Genomic DNA, 12,836 nt, shown 5'->3' with positions numbered 1-12,836 from the left:
CCTTCCGGGGTATGTCGCGGTTGAACCGGGTCGTCTGGACCCCCGCCTGCGCGTGGGTATGGTCACGCCGAGAAGGAGCGCGGGACGTTCGCAGAGACCCTCGTCAATCCGACTCTCGCGGAGCGCCTGCCCCGCGAGATGGATCGATGCGTGATTATGCCGTCCGCGCCAGCATCGCCGCTTCGACGCTTTGCAGGCCCTCCGCACTCGCGATGGCGAGGTCGAGCGGGCGGCCGCCAAGGGCGTCGTCATGGTCGTTCAGGAACGCCATCGCCTTGTCACGCTCGCCGAAGCGGCGAAAGGCGCTGGTCGCGACCTGACCCTGACGGCTGGCCTGATCGGGGGTGAGGCGTACCGTCGTGTATTTGCGCTTGAAGCGCATCGCGCCGGGTTTGCGCGGGGTTTCGGCGGGGGCTTCGGCCACGGCTTCGACGGGCAGGTCGGCCACGGCGTCGGCGGGCAGGTCGGCCAGCGTGTCGGGGGCGGCGGTCATGCTGCCACCATCCGGCCGGAGGCACCGAGGATGCTGCGCACCGTTTCGATCTTCGTTTCGTAGCAGCGCGCGGTGCCGTCGTGCGACTCGCGCGCCTCGTTCGTGACGGCGGAGGCCGCGCGCATCAGCGCCACCTGATGGCGGTGCAGCAAATCGTTGAGGTCCATATTCGACGCTCCCAACAGCGTAAGCGGAAGCACGCAGGTCTCCCGGTCGCTGGCGCCTACGGACCATCTGCCAACGATACACCCCATATGGGGAGGCGGTGCCGCCGTCGCCATGGTCGACACAAAACGAACCAGATAGGAACATTGCGCTTGACATCGTCACGCTCATCTGGCACAAAACAGGAACATCGGAAATGGTGGGGATCGGGGCCGGGCGGAAACGTCGTCGGCCCCGAATGGCGTCTGGGGGGGGTGGGGATATGGCAACAGGTAGCGTGATCCGGAGTGCGACGAACCGTCCGCTGCAACGGCGACGTGTGGTGCATGGCTGGACCGACGCGCGTCGTGCGGCGTTTCTCGATCAGATTGCCGCCACCTGCAACATGGCAGCGGCGTTGGCGGCGGTGGGCATGACCAAGCCCGGTCTGTACGCGCTGCGCCGCCGCGATCCGGTGTTCGCCGAGCAGATGCGCAACGCGATGCTGGTCGGGTATGAACGGCTGGAAGCCGAATTGCTGCGCAAGGCCGTGGCCGCGTTCGAGGATGGCGACACCGGCGGTACGGACGTGGGGGACGTGATCGTCGCACCGATGACCGTCGATCAGGCGATGCGGCTGCTCGAACGCTATCAGGTGTCGCAAAAGGGTAGCGGCGGTCCCGGAGTTCGCGAGGCCCGGCATCGCGCGACGCAGGCCGAAACCGATGCGATGCTGCTGGAACAATTGCGCATCCTGCGCGGCCAGCGTGAGAAACAGGCATGATCGCGCGCGATCCGATGATCGACGAGCTGATCGGCCTGAACGATGCCGATCAGGCGCGGATCGTGTCGCGGCTGACCCCCAGCCGGCGGCTCGAACTGGCGACGCGGTGGAGCGTCTATGCCCATTCCGGACAGACGGTTGCCGACAATGACTGGACGGTATGGCTGATCCAGGCGGGGCGGGGCTTTGGCAAGACCCGCGCCGGGGCGCAATGGGTATGCGCGCAGGCGGCGGACCGGCCCGGTCTGCGGATCGCGTTGGTCGGGGCGAACCGTCGCGATGTCGAAACGGTGATGGTGCGGGGACCGGCCGGGCTGCTGGCGGTCGGACGACATTATGGCACCGTCCACTATCGGCCATCGCACGGCATGGTCGAGTTCGGGTCGGGCGCGCAGGCGTTCGTCTATGCCGCCGAAAGCCCGGACGGGCTGCGCGGGCCGGAGCATCATATCGCGTGGTGCGACGAGCTGGCGAAATGGCGCAATGCCGATGCGACCTGGGACAATCTGATGATGGGGATGCGGGTGGGGGAACGGCCGCAGACACTGGTCACGACCACGCCCCGCCTGATCCCGCTGCTGCGGCGCATCCGGGCGATGCCGGGGGTGCGGATCACCGGCGGACGGTCGCGCGACAACCGGCATCTGGCCGAAAGTTACTTCGCACAGATCGAGAGCAGCTATGCGGGCACAAGGCTGGGGCGGCAGGAGCTGGACGGCGAGCTGATCGAGGAGGTGGCGGGCGCGCTGTGGCAGCGGTCGCTGATCGAGACGCAGCGGGTGGCGATGCCGCCGACGCTGGTGCGGGTGGTGGTCGGGGTCGATCCGCCGGCGGGGGTCGATGGCGATGCGTGCGGGATCGTCGCGGTCGGGCTGGGCGAGGATGGCCATGGCTATGTGCTGGCCGATGCGAGCGTTCACGGCCTGTCGCCCGAGGGCTGGGCGGGAGCCGTCGCGGCGTGCGCGGCGCGGCATGGCGCGGACCGGGTGGTGGCGGAATCGAACCAGGGCGGGGCGATGGTCGAGAGCGTGCTGCGCGCGGCGGAGGCCGGGCTGCCGGTGACGCTGGTCCATGCGTCGCGGAGCAAGGCGGCGCGGGCCGAGCCGATCGTGGCGCTGTACGAACATGGCCGGGCGTTCCATGTCGGGGCGTTCCCGGCGCTGGAGGACGAATTGTGCGGGCTGATCGCCGGGGGCGGCTATCAGGGGCCGGGGCGGTCGCCCGACCGGGCCGATGCGCTGGTGTGGGCGATGCAGGAGTTGATGTTCGGGCGGCGTGGGGTCGCGACGGTGCGGGTGTTGTGAGGGAACATTGATCGCAACCGTCGCGTAATTACTTCATGGCATGACGTGGTCGTTGCGATGACGGGCGATTTGAGCGATGAAGAAGGCGATGCGAATTACCCCTGCCCGGACCGGTAGATCCCTGTTGGATGGCGCGATGCGAATCATCGTTCCGCCGCGCATGGAAAAGACCTGGTCGTCGCTGGAACAGGGATCGGTCCTGTCCGATTGGCAGGCGGTGGGCGATGATCTGCGCCGGTCGATGAAGCATAAGGGCGATCGCGCCATTGGGTGACGGTCCACGGCCGGACGACCCCGACAGACGGAACGATCGGGCGATCGTTCCCGACCGCAACAGCATGGAGGAAGAAGCCGCCGAACGGGTAGAGGCGATCCTCGAACCGTTCGAACCGGACGTCCGGCGCGAGATCGTCGAGCGGACGATGCTCGTCCATCAAGGACCGCTGCCACCGGCCAGCCTGCTCCGTGATTACGATGCGGTCGTGCCGGGGCTGGCACGCGAGATCGCCGATGGTGCGGCGGAAGAGCGGCGTTTTCGCCACGCGATGATCCGGCGGACGGGAACGCAGGAGTTCGTTTTGAACATCGCCGGTCTGGCGGCAATGCTGATCGCGCTGGTCATGATGCTGGGCATCGTCGCCTATATGGTGGCGAGCGGCGCGGCCGAGGCGGGTGCGGCGCTGGGCGGGGCGATCATCGTCGGGGTGACGGTGGCCTTGTCGAATTATCGCAAGACGCAGGGAGCGGCAGCCAGCGGAAACGCGCGGGATGCGGCAGGGGATGACGGGTAGGACGTAGCGCGTCCTGACGAAGATCGGCTGGCCTCGCGGCGACGCGGGGCCTTTTTCATTTCAGGAGAATCGACATGAAATGGTTCGGACGCAGGTCCGGGCGCGATGGGTCGCGTCCGGTGTTGGCGCGGGGCGGCGCTGGGGCGGTGTTGTGGCGTGAAGGGAGCGGGCCGGCGGCGGGGGGATGGGCGCAGGGCTATGAGGCGCAGGTGCGCGCTGCCTATCTGGGCAATCCCATCGCGCAGCGCGCGGTGCGGCTGGTTGCCGAAGGGGTCGCTTCGATGCCGGTCGTGGGGGACGCGCGGGCGGTGGCGCTGGTCGCGGCGCGATCGGCGGGGCAGGAATTGCTGGAGAGCGTGGGGGCGCAGCTGCTGCTGCACGGCAATGCCTATATCCAGTTGATCGAGGACGGGGCGGGCGGGATCGGCGAGTTGTACGCGCTGCGGCCCGAGCGGGTGACCGTCGAGGCGGATGCGGCGGGGTGGCCGGTCGCGTATCGGTATCGGGTGGGCGACCGGGTGACGCGGATCGCGGCCGAGGACGGCGCTGGGCGGCCGATGGTGGTGCATATCCGCGGCTTCCACCCGCTCGACGATCATTATGGGCTGGGGTGTCTGGGTGCGGCGGCAGGCGCGGTGGCGATCCATAACGAGGCGGCGCGGTGGAACAAGGCGCTGCTCGACAATGCCGCGCGGCCTTCCGGGGCGCTGGTCCATGATCCGGGCGATGGCGGGGTGTTGTCGGGCGAACAATATGACCGGCTGCGCGCGCAGATGGACGACGCCTTTGCCGGCGCGGCCAATGCCGGGCGGCCGATGCTGCTCGACGGCGGCCTCAAATGGCAGGCGATGAGCCTTACGCCGGCGGACATGGATTTCGTGGGGTTGAAGGCACAGGCGGCGCGCGAGATCGCGCTGGCGTTCGGGGTGCCGCCGATGCTGCTCGGGCTGCCCGGCGACAATACGTTCGCGAATTATCGCGAGGCGAACCGGGCGCTGTGGCGGCAGACGATCGTGCCGCTGGGCGAGCGGGTGCTGTGCGCCTTGGGGCAGGCGATCGATGGATGGATCGGGAGCGGGGCGCTGCGCGTCGATCTCGACCGGGTGGTCGCGCTTAGCGACGAGCGCGACCAGTTGTGGGCGCGGGTGGCGGGGGCGGATTTCCTGACGCCGGAGGAGAAGCGGACGCTCGTGGGGTTGTGACCGGCCCTAGCGGGGCAGGTCACACGTCATGGTCAGGCGGTCGAAACTGCCGCCGGCCTGGGTGCAACGTTTCCCCTTCAGCACGGGCAGCGCGAAGGTGAAGGCGAGGAGGGCCGCGCCGAAGGCGGCGAGGATGATGCGCAGGCGGGGTCTCACGGGCACGCCGCTAGCACAAAGGCAGGAGACGGGCGATGGGCGACGGGGTGCTGCTGGCGCAGCTGATGGGACAGGCGGCGGGCGATGGGGCCGACCTGCAGACGCTGCGGGCGATCGCGGAGGAGGCGGGCGAGCTGGGCGCGAGCCGGGCGATGGCGCGGATCGGGCTGTCGGATGCGGCGGCGGCGGGCGATGTGCAGGAACTGCGCGAACTGTTGAAGGCGTGGCGCGATGCCAAGCGATCGGCGGTGCGCGCGGCGCTGGCATGGGTGATGCGGATGGTGTTCGCGCTGCTGCTGGTCGGGATCGCGGTGAAGAGCGGGTGGCCCGAATGGGCGCGGTGAGGTTCGCAGGGTACGCCGCGATCTTCGGGCGGGCGGACCGGGGCGGCGATGTGGTGCTGCCCGGCGCGCTGACGGCGGTCGGGCGGGTGCCGCTGCTGTGGCAGCATCGGGGCGATCCGATCGGGACGGTCGAGCTGGCCGGCGAGGATGCGCGGGGCTTGCGGGTGATCGGTCGGATCGACGGGGGCGAGGCGGCACGGCTGGTCGGCTGCGGGGCGGTGACCGGGCTGTCGTTCGGGTACCGCGCGACGCAGGTGCAGCAGGGCGCGTGGCGGACGATCGCGGCGGCGGAGCTGGTCGAGGTCAGTATCGTCGCGCAGCCGATGCAGCCGCTGGCGCGGATTCATGCCGTCGAGGACGGGTGATCCTGCGGTTTCACAATCATTTTTCAACCGAAGGGGTGTCGCAGGTGCGGCGCCCCTTTTTGCATGGGGAAGAGGGTATGACGATCGATACGCTGGTGGGAAGCTTTTCGGGTGTGGGTGTCGGCGGCAGCCGGCCTATGCTGAGCGGGGCCGCGCCGGGGGGTGGCTTCGGTGCGTTCGTGCGCAGCGGGTCCGAGGTCGAGACCAAGGCGGTGGCGGGGACCAGCGATGCGGCGGGCGGGGTGGGGGTCCCGCGCGAGATCGATGCGATGATCGGCGCGACGCTGAAGACCGCCAGCCCGATCCGCCGCATCGCGCAGGTGGTGAGCGTCGGCACGGCGGGCTATCGCAAGCTGGTGACCAGCGGCGGCACGCCATCGGGCTGGGCGAGCGAAGGCGGCGCGCGGCCGGAAACGGCGACGCCGACCTTCAACGAGATCGCACCGCCGATGGGGGAACTCTATGCCAATCCGGCGGCGAGCCAGGCGATGCTGGATGACGCTGCGTTCGATGTCGAGCAATGGCTGGCGGGCGAGATCGCGAGCGAGTTTGCCCGCGCGGAAGGGCAGGCGTTCGTCAGCGGCAATGGCATCGGGCGGCCGCGCGGGTTCCTGACCGGGCCGACCGCCGTGACCGGCGATGCGACGCGGGCGTTCGGGACGATGCAATATCTGGCGAGCGGGGCGGCGGCGGACTTTGGCGCCGAGCCGGAGAACCGGCTGATCGATCTGGTCCAGGCGCTGCGCGGAGCATATCGGCAGGGCGCGACCTTCGTGATGAATGCGCAGACGGCGGCGCGCATCCGCAAGTTCAAGAGTGCCGAGGGCGCGTTCCTGTGGATGCCGGGGCTGGCGGCGGGGCAGCCCGATACGCTGCTGGGCTATCCGGTGGTCGAGGCGGAGGACATGCCGGACATCGCGGCGGGCAGTTTCCCGATCGCGTTCGGCAATTTCAAGGCGGGGTATCTGATCACCGAGCGCGCCGAGACGCAGATCCTGCGCGATCCCTATTCGAACAAGCCGTTCGTCCACTTCTACGCGACCAAGCGCGTCGGCGGGGCGGTGGTCAATTCGGAGGCGATCAAGCTGCTCAAGATCGCGGCGGCGTGATCGAGCGGGGCGGAGCGATCCTCCGCCCCTGCTTCCTCGAACTGGGAGAATATCATGAGCGCAGCGCCTTTTCCGGCGGCGGCGATCGCGGGGGTGCGCGCGGCGGCGCGGGACTATCTGCGGATCACGGGCAGTGCCGAGGATGCGGTGATCGATCGGCTGGCGGCGACCGCGCTGGCGCTGGCCGAGGCCTATACCGGGACCGCGATCCTCGCGCGGCCGCACGAGGCGATGATGGCGGCGAGCGGCGAGTGGCGGGCGTTGCCGGTGGGACCGGTCAGCGCGATCGTCGCGGTCGCGCCGGTCACGGCGATCGATATCGATGCCGACGGGACGGGTTGGGTGCGGATGGCGGCGGCCAGCCCGGTGCACTTCACCGCCGGGATTGCGGCGAATTGGGAGGCGGTACCGGCGGCGGTCGCGCAAGGGGTGGTGGTGCTGGTCGCGCACCTGTTCGATCAGCGGACGGCGAGTGGCGCGCCCCCGGCAGCGGTCGGGGCGCTGTGGCGGCCGTGGCGGCGGATGCAACTGACCGGGGCGCGGCGATGAGGGCGGCGCTGGTGCGGGGCACGGCGGTGGCCGAGCAGCGAGCGGCCGAGATGCGGGCGCGGGTGGTGGCAACAGCGGCGGCGGTGCCGGGCGTGCGGGCCGAAGCGGTCGACGACGCGGTGGTGCTGTCGGGCAAGCGGCTGGCGCGCCGGACGATCGTCGATCCGCGGTTGCAGGATATCGCGGGGTGGGGGCGATGATCGCGGGGACGCTGTTGCAGGCGATGCTGGTCGCTCGGCTGCGGGGCGTGCTGACCGGAGCGAGCGTGTTCGATGCGCCGCCGGTGCGTGCCGCGCGGCCCTTTGTCGTGGTCGACATGCCGGTGCTGTCGGATTGGGGAACCAAGGACGCCGCCGGGCGCGAGGGGCGGGTGGTCGTGCAGCTGTTCGACGATGGCGAGGTGCCGGTGCGGCTGCGGACGCTGGCGGCGGCGGCGGAAGGGGTGGTGCTGGCCGCGCCTGCGGCTCTGGCGGGGTGGCGGATCGTCAGTCTGGTGTTCGTGCGCAGCCGGGTGGTGCGTGACGGGGCCGGGTGGATCGGATCGGTCGAGTTTCGGGTGCGGATGCTGGCGGGGTGAGGGCTTTCCTCCCCTCCCTGACAAGGGAGGGGCTGGGGGTGGGTTGGCCGGTTGTGGCGCGCTTCCGTTCCCTCGCGGGCCGACCCACCCCCGACCCCTCCCTTGTCAGGGAGGGGAGTGAATCAGAATACATCAGGAGAATGACATGGCGGCGGAGAAGGGGAGTGCGTTCCTGCTGAAGATCGGGAACGGGGCGGTGCCGGTTGCCTATGCAACGGTCGCCGGGCTGCGCACGACGCAATTGAGCGTCAATGGCGAGGCGGTGGCGATCACCAGCAAGGATTCGGGCGGGTGGCGCGAATTGCTGTCGGGTGCGGGCGTGCGGTCGGTCAGCGTGTCGGGGGCGGGGGTGTTTACCGGATCGGCGGCGGAGGTGCGGCTGCGGGGCAATGCGCTGGCCGGCACGATCGACGAGTATCGGCTGACGTTCGAAGGGGGCGAGACGATGACCGGACGGTTCCTCGTCACGCGGCTCGACTATGCCGGCGATTATAATGGCGAGCGCAATTACACGCTGGCGCTCGAATCCTCCGGCCCGGTGGTGTCGGCATGAGCGGCGCGGCGAATGCGGTGCGCGGCGAGGCCAGTTTGCGGGTGCGCGGCGAGACGCTGGTGCTGCGGCCGAGCTTTGCCGCGCTGGTCGCGGCGGAGGGCGAGGTCGGGTCGCTGTTCGCGCTGGTCGAGCGGGCGGCGGCGGGGCGGCTGACGCTGGGCGAACTGGTGGCGCTGCTGTGGCATTGCCTGCGCGATCCGGTGGTGATGTCGCGTGAGGAGTTTGCCGACGCGGTGACGGCGGCCGGGATCGCCGCAGCGACGCCGGCGCTGAAAATGCTGATCGCGCAGATACTGGGCGGGCGGTGAGTTTTGCCGAGGGCGCGGCGCGGGCGGCCGGGCTGGCGGGGGTGGCGTTCGGGTGGTGCCCGGACGCGTTTTGGGCGGCGACGCCCGCCGAACTGGGGGCGCTGGTGCAGGTGGTGCGGGGCGATGTGCCGCACCCGTGCGACCGCGCGACGATCGACACGCTGAAGGAGCGTTTTCCCGATGGATGAGGAAATCGAACGGCTGATCGTGCGCGTGCGCGCCGATACCGCCGGGTTTGCGAGCGACGTGGCGGCGATGCAGGCCAGTCTGGACGGGCCGTTTGCCGGTGGGGTCGAGCGGGCGGGGCGGGCGATCGAGACCGCGCTGGGCCGCGCGATCCGTACCGGCAAGCTCGATCTGGATGACCTGCGCGACACGGCGCTGAAAATGCTGGCGGAGATCGCGGCGGCGGCGGTGCTGGGGTCGGGTGGCGGCGGTGGCGGCGTGGCGGGCGGGATCGCCGGCGTGCTGGGTGCGCTGGTCGGCGGCGCGCCGGGGCGGGCGACCGGCGGACCGGTCAGTCCGGCGCGACCCTATCTGGTGGGCGAGCGCGGGCCGGAACTGTTCGTGCCGACCAGCAGCGGACAGGTGGTGGCGATGCAGAACGGGCCTGCGCGCGAGGTGCGGGTGGCGATCACGGTCAATGCGCCCGGCCACGATGCGCCGCGCGCGCTGCAACAGTCGAGCCGGCAGGTCGCGCGCGCGGTGCGTGCCGCGCTGATGGAGGCGTGAGATGGGGCATTGGCTGGCCGAACAGCGGACGGTACAGGACGAAGGCGTGCTGACGCGGTTCGATCCGGTGTACTGGACCGTCGATTTTCCGCGACCGATGATGGCGTCGGTGGTGACGACCGCGCCGGATGCGCTGCGGGTGACATGCGTATTCTATCGGCGCGACGATCTGGCGGGGCTGATCTGGGCGTCGGAGGATCGGCACGACCATGCGTTGCTGCGCTATGCGACGTCGCGCGACTATCGCGACTGCCGGTTGCGGTTTCGCTGGCGCTCGGCGGGGCTGCGGCCGCTCGATGCGACGCATGGGCCGGTGCTGACGATCGAGGGGCGCGATGCCGAGGGGGTGGCGCGGGCGTGGTATGTGCGGCTGTGGAACTATGCCACGGGGACGCCCGACGATGCGGAGATCGCGATCGATTTCGCGAATGTCGTCGGCGGGTACCGGCTGCCCGACGATGCGGTGCCGGTCTGGGCGGGCGATGTCGACCGGATGTTCGTGTCGCTGGTGCCGCCGGACTATGATGCGGGCGACGGGTTCTTGGCCGCGCCGGCGGAGGGCTGGGTCGAGCTGTCGGCGATCCGGTGCGACGGGCCGGGGTCGGTGCTGCCGATCGGCGAGGTCGTGGTACCCGAACATGGGCTGCGCATCGCAAGCGGCTATGACGACAGCTATCACCTGACGCCCGCGCGGTTGCTGCACAATGCGCTGCGGCTGGGGTATCGCGGTGCCCTCGTCCATTATGTGGGCATGAGCCATTATTTCCGGCTCGAACGCTCGGGGAACGGATTGTTCGTGTCGTTGGCCGGGGGCGTGCTGAACGGCCCTTGCGTGGCGTGGCATCGCGACTTCGCGGTGCGGGCGGCGGCGCTGGGTTATGATGTGATCTGGTCGCTTAGTTACGAGGTGTTCGACGCGCATTGCTGGGGCGACTGGAAACAGCGGGCGAGCGACGGGTCGCCAGCGCTGACCGGATGGGTGCCGCCATCGACATTGCTGTCGCCAGCGCATGGCGGGGCGATGGCGTATTTGCAGGCGGTGGCGCGGGCGTTCGTCGGGATCGCGCGCGCGGCGGGGGGCAAGGGGCGGTTTCAGGTCGGCGAACCATGGTGGTGGGTGACGACCGATCATCGCATCTGCCTGTACGATGCGGCGGCGAAGGCGGCGCTGGGCGGCAATCCGGTGGTGATCGAAGATGTGCGCGGCGAGTTGACCGTGGCGAAGCGGGCGGTGCTCGACCGGGCGGGGCAATTGCTGGCGGCATCGACGGCGGCGCTGGTCGCGGCGGCGCGGGGGGCGGGGGCGGAACAGGCGTTGTTGCTCGCCTATCTGCCGACGATCCTCGACGCCGCCAGTCCGCAGGTGAAGCAGGCGAATTTGCCGGTCGGCTGGGCCAAACCGGCGTTCGATGTGCTGCAACTGGAGGATTATGACTGGGCGGCGACCGGCAATGTCGGGTCGACCGCGCGTGGCGTGAGCGCGGCGGGGGCACGGCTCGGCTATCCGGTCGACGAACAGCATTATTTTTCGGGGTTCGTGTTGCGGCCCGAGGATCGCGGGCAGTGGCCGGCGATCACGGCGGCGGCGGAGGTCGCGCGCGGGCGCGGGGTGGCAGAGACGTTCGTCTGGGCGCTGCCGCAGGTGTTGCGCGACGGGTTCACCTATTTCGAGGAGGAGGGGGCGATGGAGGCGTTCGATGACGTGCGCTTTCCGCTGGCGCTGGGCGCGCAGGCGGAGGTGATGCCGGAAACCTCGACCGCGATCGCGGTGGGGGCCGGGGGTGCGGAGGCGCGCAATGTCGACTGGGCCGAGCCGCGCACGCGCTATGATGTCGGGCCGGGCGTCCGGTCGGAGCGCGATGTGGCGGTGCTGCTCGATTTCTTTCGGGCTCGGCTGGGACCGGCGCGCGGGTTCCGGTTGCAGGACCCGTTCGATCACGCGACGGGGGTGCCGCCCGCATTCGGCGACGTGGCGATCGGGACCGGCGACGGGGTGACGACGCGGTTCGCGCTGGTCAAACGCTACGGTGCGATGGTGCGGCGGATTACCCGGCCGGTGGCGGGCAGCGTGCGGGTCGGCGTCGGCGGGGTCGAGACGCAGGGCTTTGCGGTGGTCGCCGGCGGCTGGGTGCAGCTCGATGTCGCACCGGCGAGGGGTGTGGCGATAACGGCGGGGTTCGCGTTCGACGTGGCCGTACGCTTTGCCGAGGACCGGTTGCAGGTGGCGCGCGCGACCTTTGGCGCGGCGAGTGCCGCCAGCGTGCCGCTGATCGAGGTGCGCGAGCCATGAGCGCGGTGACGACGCTGACGTGGTGCTGGCGGATCGACCGGCGCGACGGGGTGACGATCGGCCTTACCGCGCATGACCGCGATGTGGTGATCGATGGCCTGCGGTACCGCGCCGCGCCGGGGATGGTGCCGTCGGCGATCGTGCGCGACGATACGCTCGACGCGCCGGTGATGGCGGTCGAGGGGGCGCTGAGCCATGCCGCGATCGGTGAGCGCGACCTGATGGCGGGGCGCTATGACGGGGCGCGGGTGGCGGTGTTCGCGGTCGATTGGGAAACGCCGGGGACGCCGGTGCCGGTCGCGACCGGGCGGATCGGCGGGGTCGAGACGCGGCGCGGGCGTTTCTCGGCAGAGATGCTGGGGGGCGAGGTGCGGCTGGATGCGCCGGTGGTGGAGGCGACGTCGCCGGGGTGCCGCGCGACGCTGGGCGACAGGCGGTGCCGGGTGGCGATGGCCGGGCGGCGGCGGATGGTGCGGGTGACGGCGCAGGATGGCGCGCGGCTGTCGCTGGCGGGTGGGGCAGGATACGCGCGAGGCCGGCTGCGGTGGATCGGCGGTGCCAATAGCGGGCTGTCGGCGGTGATCCTTGCCGGGGACGCGGCCGGCGTGACGCTGGAACTGCCGCCGCGGTTCGATGGCAAGGGGGCGCTGGTCGAGATCGCCGAGGGGTGTGACGGGACGCTCGACACCTGTCGCGACCGGTTCGGCAATGTCGCGAATTTTCGGGGCGAGCCGTATCTGCCGGGGATCGATCTGCTGACCCGGTATCCGGGGGCATGAGCGCGCTCGAACGGGCGCGCAGCGTCGTGGGCACGCGGTTTCGGCGACAGGGGCGCGGGGCGGACGGGTTCGATTGTGTCGGGCTGGTCGGCTGGGCGCATAAGGTCGACGTGCCGGCGGACTATCCGGCGCGCAGCGGCGATGCGACGCGGGTCGTGACGGTGCTGGCGGCGGCGGGGTTTCGGCGGGTCGATCGGGCGATGGCCGGCGACGTGCTGCTGCTGGTGAGCGGGCCGGGGCAGTTGCATCTGGGGCTGTCGACCGGGGGCGGCATCCTGCACGCCGATGCGGTGGCGCGGTGCGTGGTCGAACGGCGCGACGTGCCGTGGCCGATCCTGAGCATCTGGCGGAAATAG

General features: G+C 70.4%; 21 protein-coding genes. 18 read left to right on the top strand and 3 right to left on the bottom strand.

Annotation, left to right across the window (positions count from 1 at the left end; genetic code table 11):
* Positions 1–154 precede the first annotated feature (154 nt).
* Together ASE50_RS15050 and ASE50_RS19285 are read right to left on the bottom strand one after the other, a co-directional pair.
* On the bottom strand, positions 155–493 hold the full coding sequence (locus ASE50_RS15050) for an antitoxin Xre/MbcA/ParS toxin-binding domain-containing protein (protein WP_235512380.1): 339 nt from the start codon (positions 491–493) through the stop codon (positions 155–157).
* A complete protein-coding gene (locus tag ASE50_RS19285; RefSeq protein ID WP_200909559.1) occupies positions 490–660 on the bottom strand; it encodes a hypothetical protein in 171 nt (56 codons plus the stop codon). Before ASE50_RS19285 ends, ASE50_RS15050 begins: the two co-directional genes overlap by 4 nt.
* A 260-nt stretch (positions 661–920) precedes the next feature.
* Here ASE50_RS19285 and ASE50_RS15045 point away from each other — a divergent pair, with 260 nt between their 5' ends.
* From ASE50_RS15045 to ASE50_RS15030, 5 genes are all read left to right on the top strand, one after another.
* Positions 921–1,421, top strand: coding sequence for a hypothetical protein (locus tag ASE50_RS15045; RefSeq protein WP_156347493.1), 501 nt, complete (start codon positions 921–923; stop codon positions 1,419–1,421).
* On the top strand, positions 1,418–2,725 hold the full coding sequence (locus ASE50_RS15040) for a DNA-packaging protein (RefSeq protein WP_056402280.1): 1,308 nt from the start codon (positions 1,418–1,420) through the stop codon (positions 2,723–2,725). The genes ASE50_RS15045 and ASE50_RS15040 overlap by 4 nt, the downstream gene beginning before the upstream one ends.
* Positions 2,726–2,861: 136 nt before the next feature.
* Entirely contained in the window at positions 2,862–2,999 is a 138-nt protein-coding gene (locus ASE50_RS18870) for a hypothetical protein (RefSeq protein WP_156347492.1), read from the top strand.
* Between the two features lie 64 nt (positions 3,000–3,063).
* Positions 3,064–3,516: a DUF2335 domain-containing protein gene (locus ASE50_RS15035; protein ID WP_056402277.1), complete on the top strand. Its 453-nt coding sequence runs from the start codon at positions 3,064–3,066 to the stop codon at positions 3,514–3,516.
* A 74-nt stretch (positions 3,517–3,590) separates the two neighbouring features.
* Entirely contained in the window at positions 3,591–4,718 is a 1,128-nt protein-coding gene (locus ASE50_RS15030) for a phage portal protein (protein WP_056402274.1), read from the top strand.
* Positions 4,719–4,724: 6 nt separating this feature from the next.
* Here ASE50_RS15030 and ASE50_RS18865 read toward each other — a convergent pair whose 3' ends face one another.
* Positions 4,725–4,874, bottom strand: coding sequence for a hypothetical protein (locus tag ASE50_RS18865; protein WP_156347491.1), 150 nt, complete (start codon positions 4,872–4,874; stop codon positions 4,725–4,727).
* Positions 4,875–4,909: 35 nt separating this feature from the next.
* Here ASE50_RS18865 and ASE50_RS15025 point away from each other — a divergent pair, with 35 nt between their 5' ends.
* From ASE50_RS15025 to ASE50_RS14965, 13 genes are all read left to right on the top strand, one after another.
* Positions 4,910–5,218 (top strand): DUF6127 family protein, encoded by a 309-nt coding sequence (locus tag ASE50_RS15025; RefSeq protein WP_056000993.1) that lies wholly within the window; start codon positions 4,910–4,912, stop codon positions 5,216–5,218.
* The gene (locus ASE50_RS15020) at positions 5,206–5,583 is read left to right on the top strand and encodes an HK97 family phage prohead protease (RefSeq protein WP_200909558.1); all 378 of its coding nucleotides are present in this window, start codon (positions 5,206–5,208) and stop codon (positions 5,581–5,583) included. Before ASE50_RS15025 ends, ASE50_RS15020 begins: the two co-directional genes overlap by 13 nt.
* Positions 5,584–5,660: 77 nt before the next feature.
* Positions 5,661–6,692, top strand: a complete 1,032-nt coding sequence (locus tag ASE50_RS15015) for a phage major capsid protein (protein ID WP_056402541.1) — start codon at positions 5,661–5,663, stop codon at positions 6,690–6,692.
* A gap of 54 nt (positions 6,693–6,746) precedes the next feature.
* On the top strand, positions 6,747–7,241 hold the full coding sequence (locus tag ASE50_RS15010; RefSeq protein ID WP_056402271.1) for a hypothetical protein: 495 nt from the start codon (positions 6,747–6,749) through the stop codon (positions 7,239–7,241).
* Positions 7,238–7,441, top strand: a complete 204-nt coding sequence (locus ASE50_RS15005) for a hypothetical protein (RefSeq protein WP_056402268.1) — start codon at positions 7,238–7,240, stop codon at positions 7,439–7,441. Before ASE50_RS15010 ends, ASE50_RS15005 begins: the two co-directional genes overlap by 4 nt.
* Complete coding sequence (locus ASE50_RS15000; protein WP_056402539.1) at positions 7,438–7,818, top strand: DUF3168 domain-containing protein; 381 nt, start codon at positions 7,438–7,440, stop codon at positions 7,816–7,818. Before ASE50_RS15005 ends, ASE50_RS15000 begins: the two co-directional genes overlap by 4 nt.
* Positions 7,819–7,963: 145 nt before the next feature.
* Positions 7,964–8,371 (top strand): phage major tail protein, TP901-1 family, encoded by a 408-nt coding sequence (locus tag ASE50_RS14995; RefSeq protein ID WP_056402265.1) that lies wholly within the window; start codon positions 7,964–7,966, stop codon positions 8,369–8,371.
* The gene (locus ASE50_RS14990) at positions 8,368–8,679 is read left to right on the top strand and encodes a GTA-gp10 family protein (RefSeq protein WP_056402262.1); all 312 of its coding nucleotides are present in this window, start codon (positions 8,368–8,370) and stop codon (positions 8,677–8,679) included. Before ASE50_RS14995 ends, ASE50_RS14990 begins: the two co-directional genes overlap by 4 nt.
* Positions 8,676–8,867 (top strand): phage tail assembly chaperone, encoded by a 192-nt coding sequence (locus ASE50_RS14985; RefSeq protein ID WP_056402258.1) that lies wholly within the window; start codon positions 8,676–8,678, stop codon positions 8,865–8,867. Before ASE50_RS14990 ends, ASE50_RS14985 begins: the two co-directional genes overlap by 4 nt.
* Positions 8,860–9,411: a tail tape measure protein gene (locus ASE50_RS14980; RefSeq protein ID WP_056402256.1), complete on the top strand. Its 552-nt coding sequence runs from the start codon at positions 8,860–8,862 to the stop codon at positions 9,409–9,411. Before ASE50_RS14985 ends, ASE50_RS14980 begins: the two co-directional genes overlap by 8 nt.
* A gap of 1 nt (position 9,412) precedes the next feature.
* Positions 9,413–11,701 (top strand): DUF2460 domain-containing protein, encoded by a 2,289-nt coding sequence (locus ASE50_RS14975; RefSeq protein WP_056402253.1) that lies wholly within the window; start codon positions 9,413–9,415, stop codon positions 11,699–11,701.
* On the top strand, positions 11,698–12,480 hold the full coding sequence (locus tag ASE50_RS14970) for a DUF2163 domain-containing protein (RefSeq protein ID WP_056402250.1): 783 nt from the start codon (positions 11,698–11,700) through the stop codon (positions 12,478–12,480). The genes ASE50_RS14975 and ASE50_RS14970 overlap by 4 nt, the downstream gene beginning before the upstream one ends.
* A complete protein-coding gene (locus ASE50_RS14965) occupies positions 12,477–12,836 on the top strand; it encodes an NlpC/P60 family protein (protein ID WP_056402249.1) in 360 nt (119 codons plus the stop codon). Before ASE50_RS14970 ends, ASE50_RS14965 begins: the two co-directional genes overlap by 4 nt.

Origin of the sequence: Sphingomonas sp. Leaf5, from assembly GCF_001421155.1 — a bacterium.
GTDB lineage: Bacteria > Pseudomonadota > Alphaproteobacteria > Sphingomonadales > Sphingomonadaceae > Sphingomonas.
The sequence above is the reverse complement of the archived record's forward strand: the minus strand, read 5'-3'. Positions and strand labels throughout refer to the sequence as shown.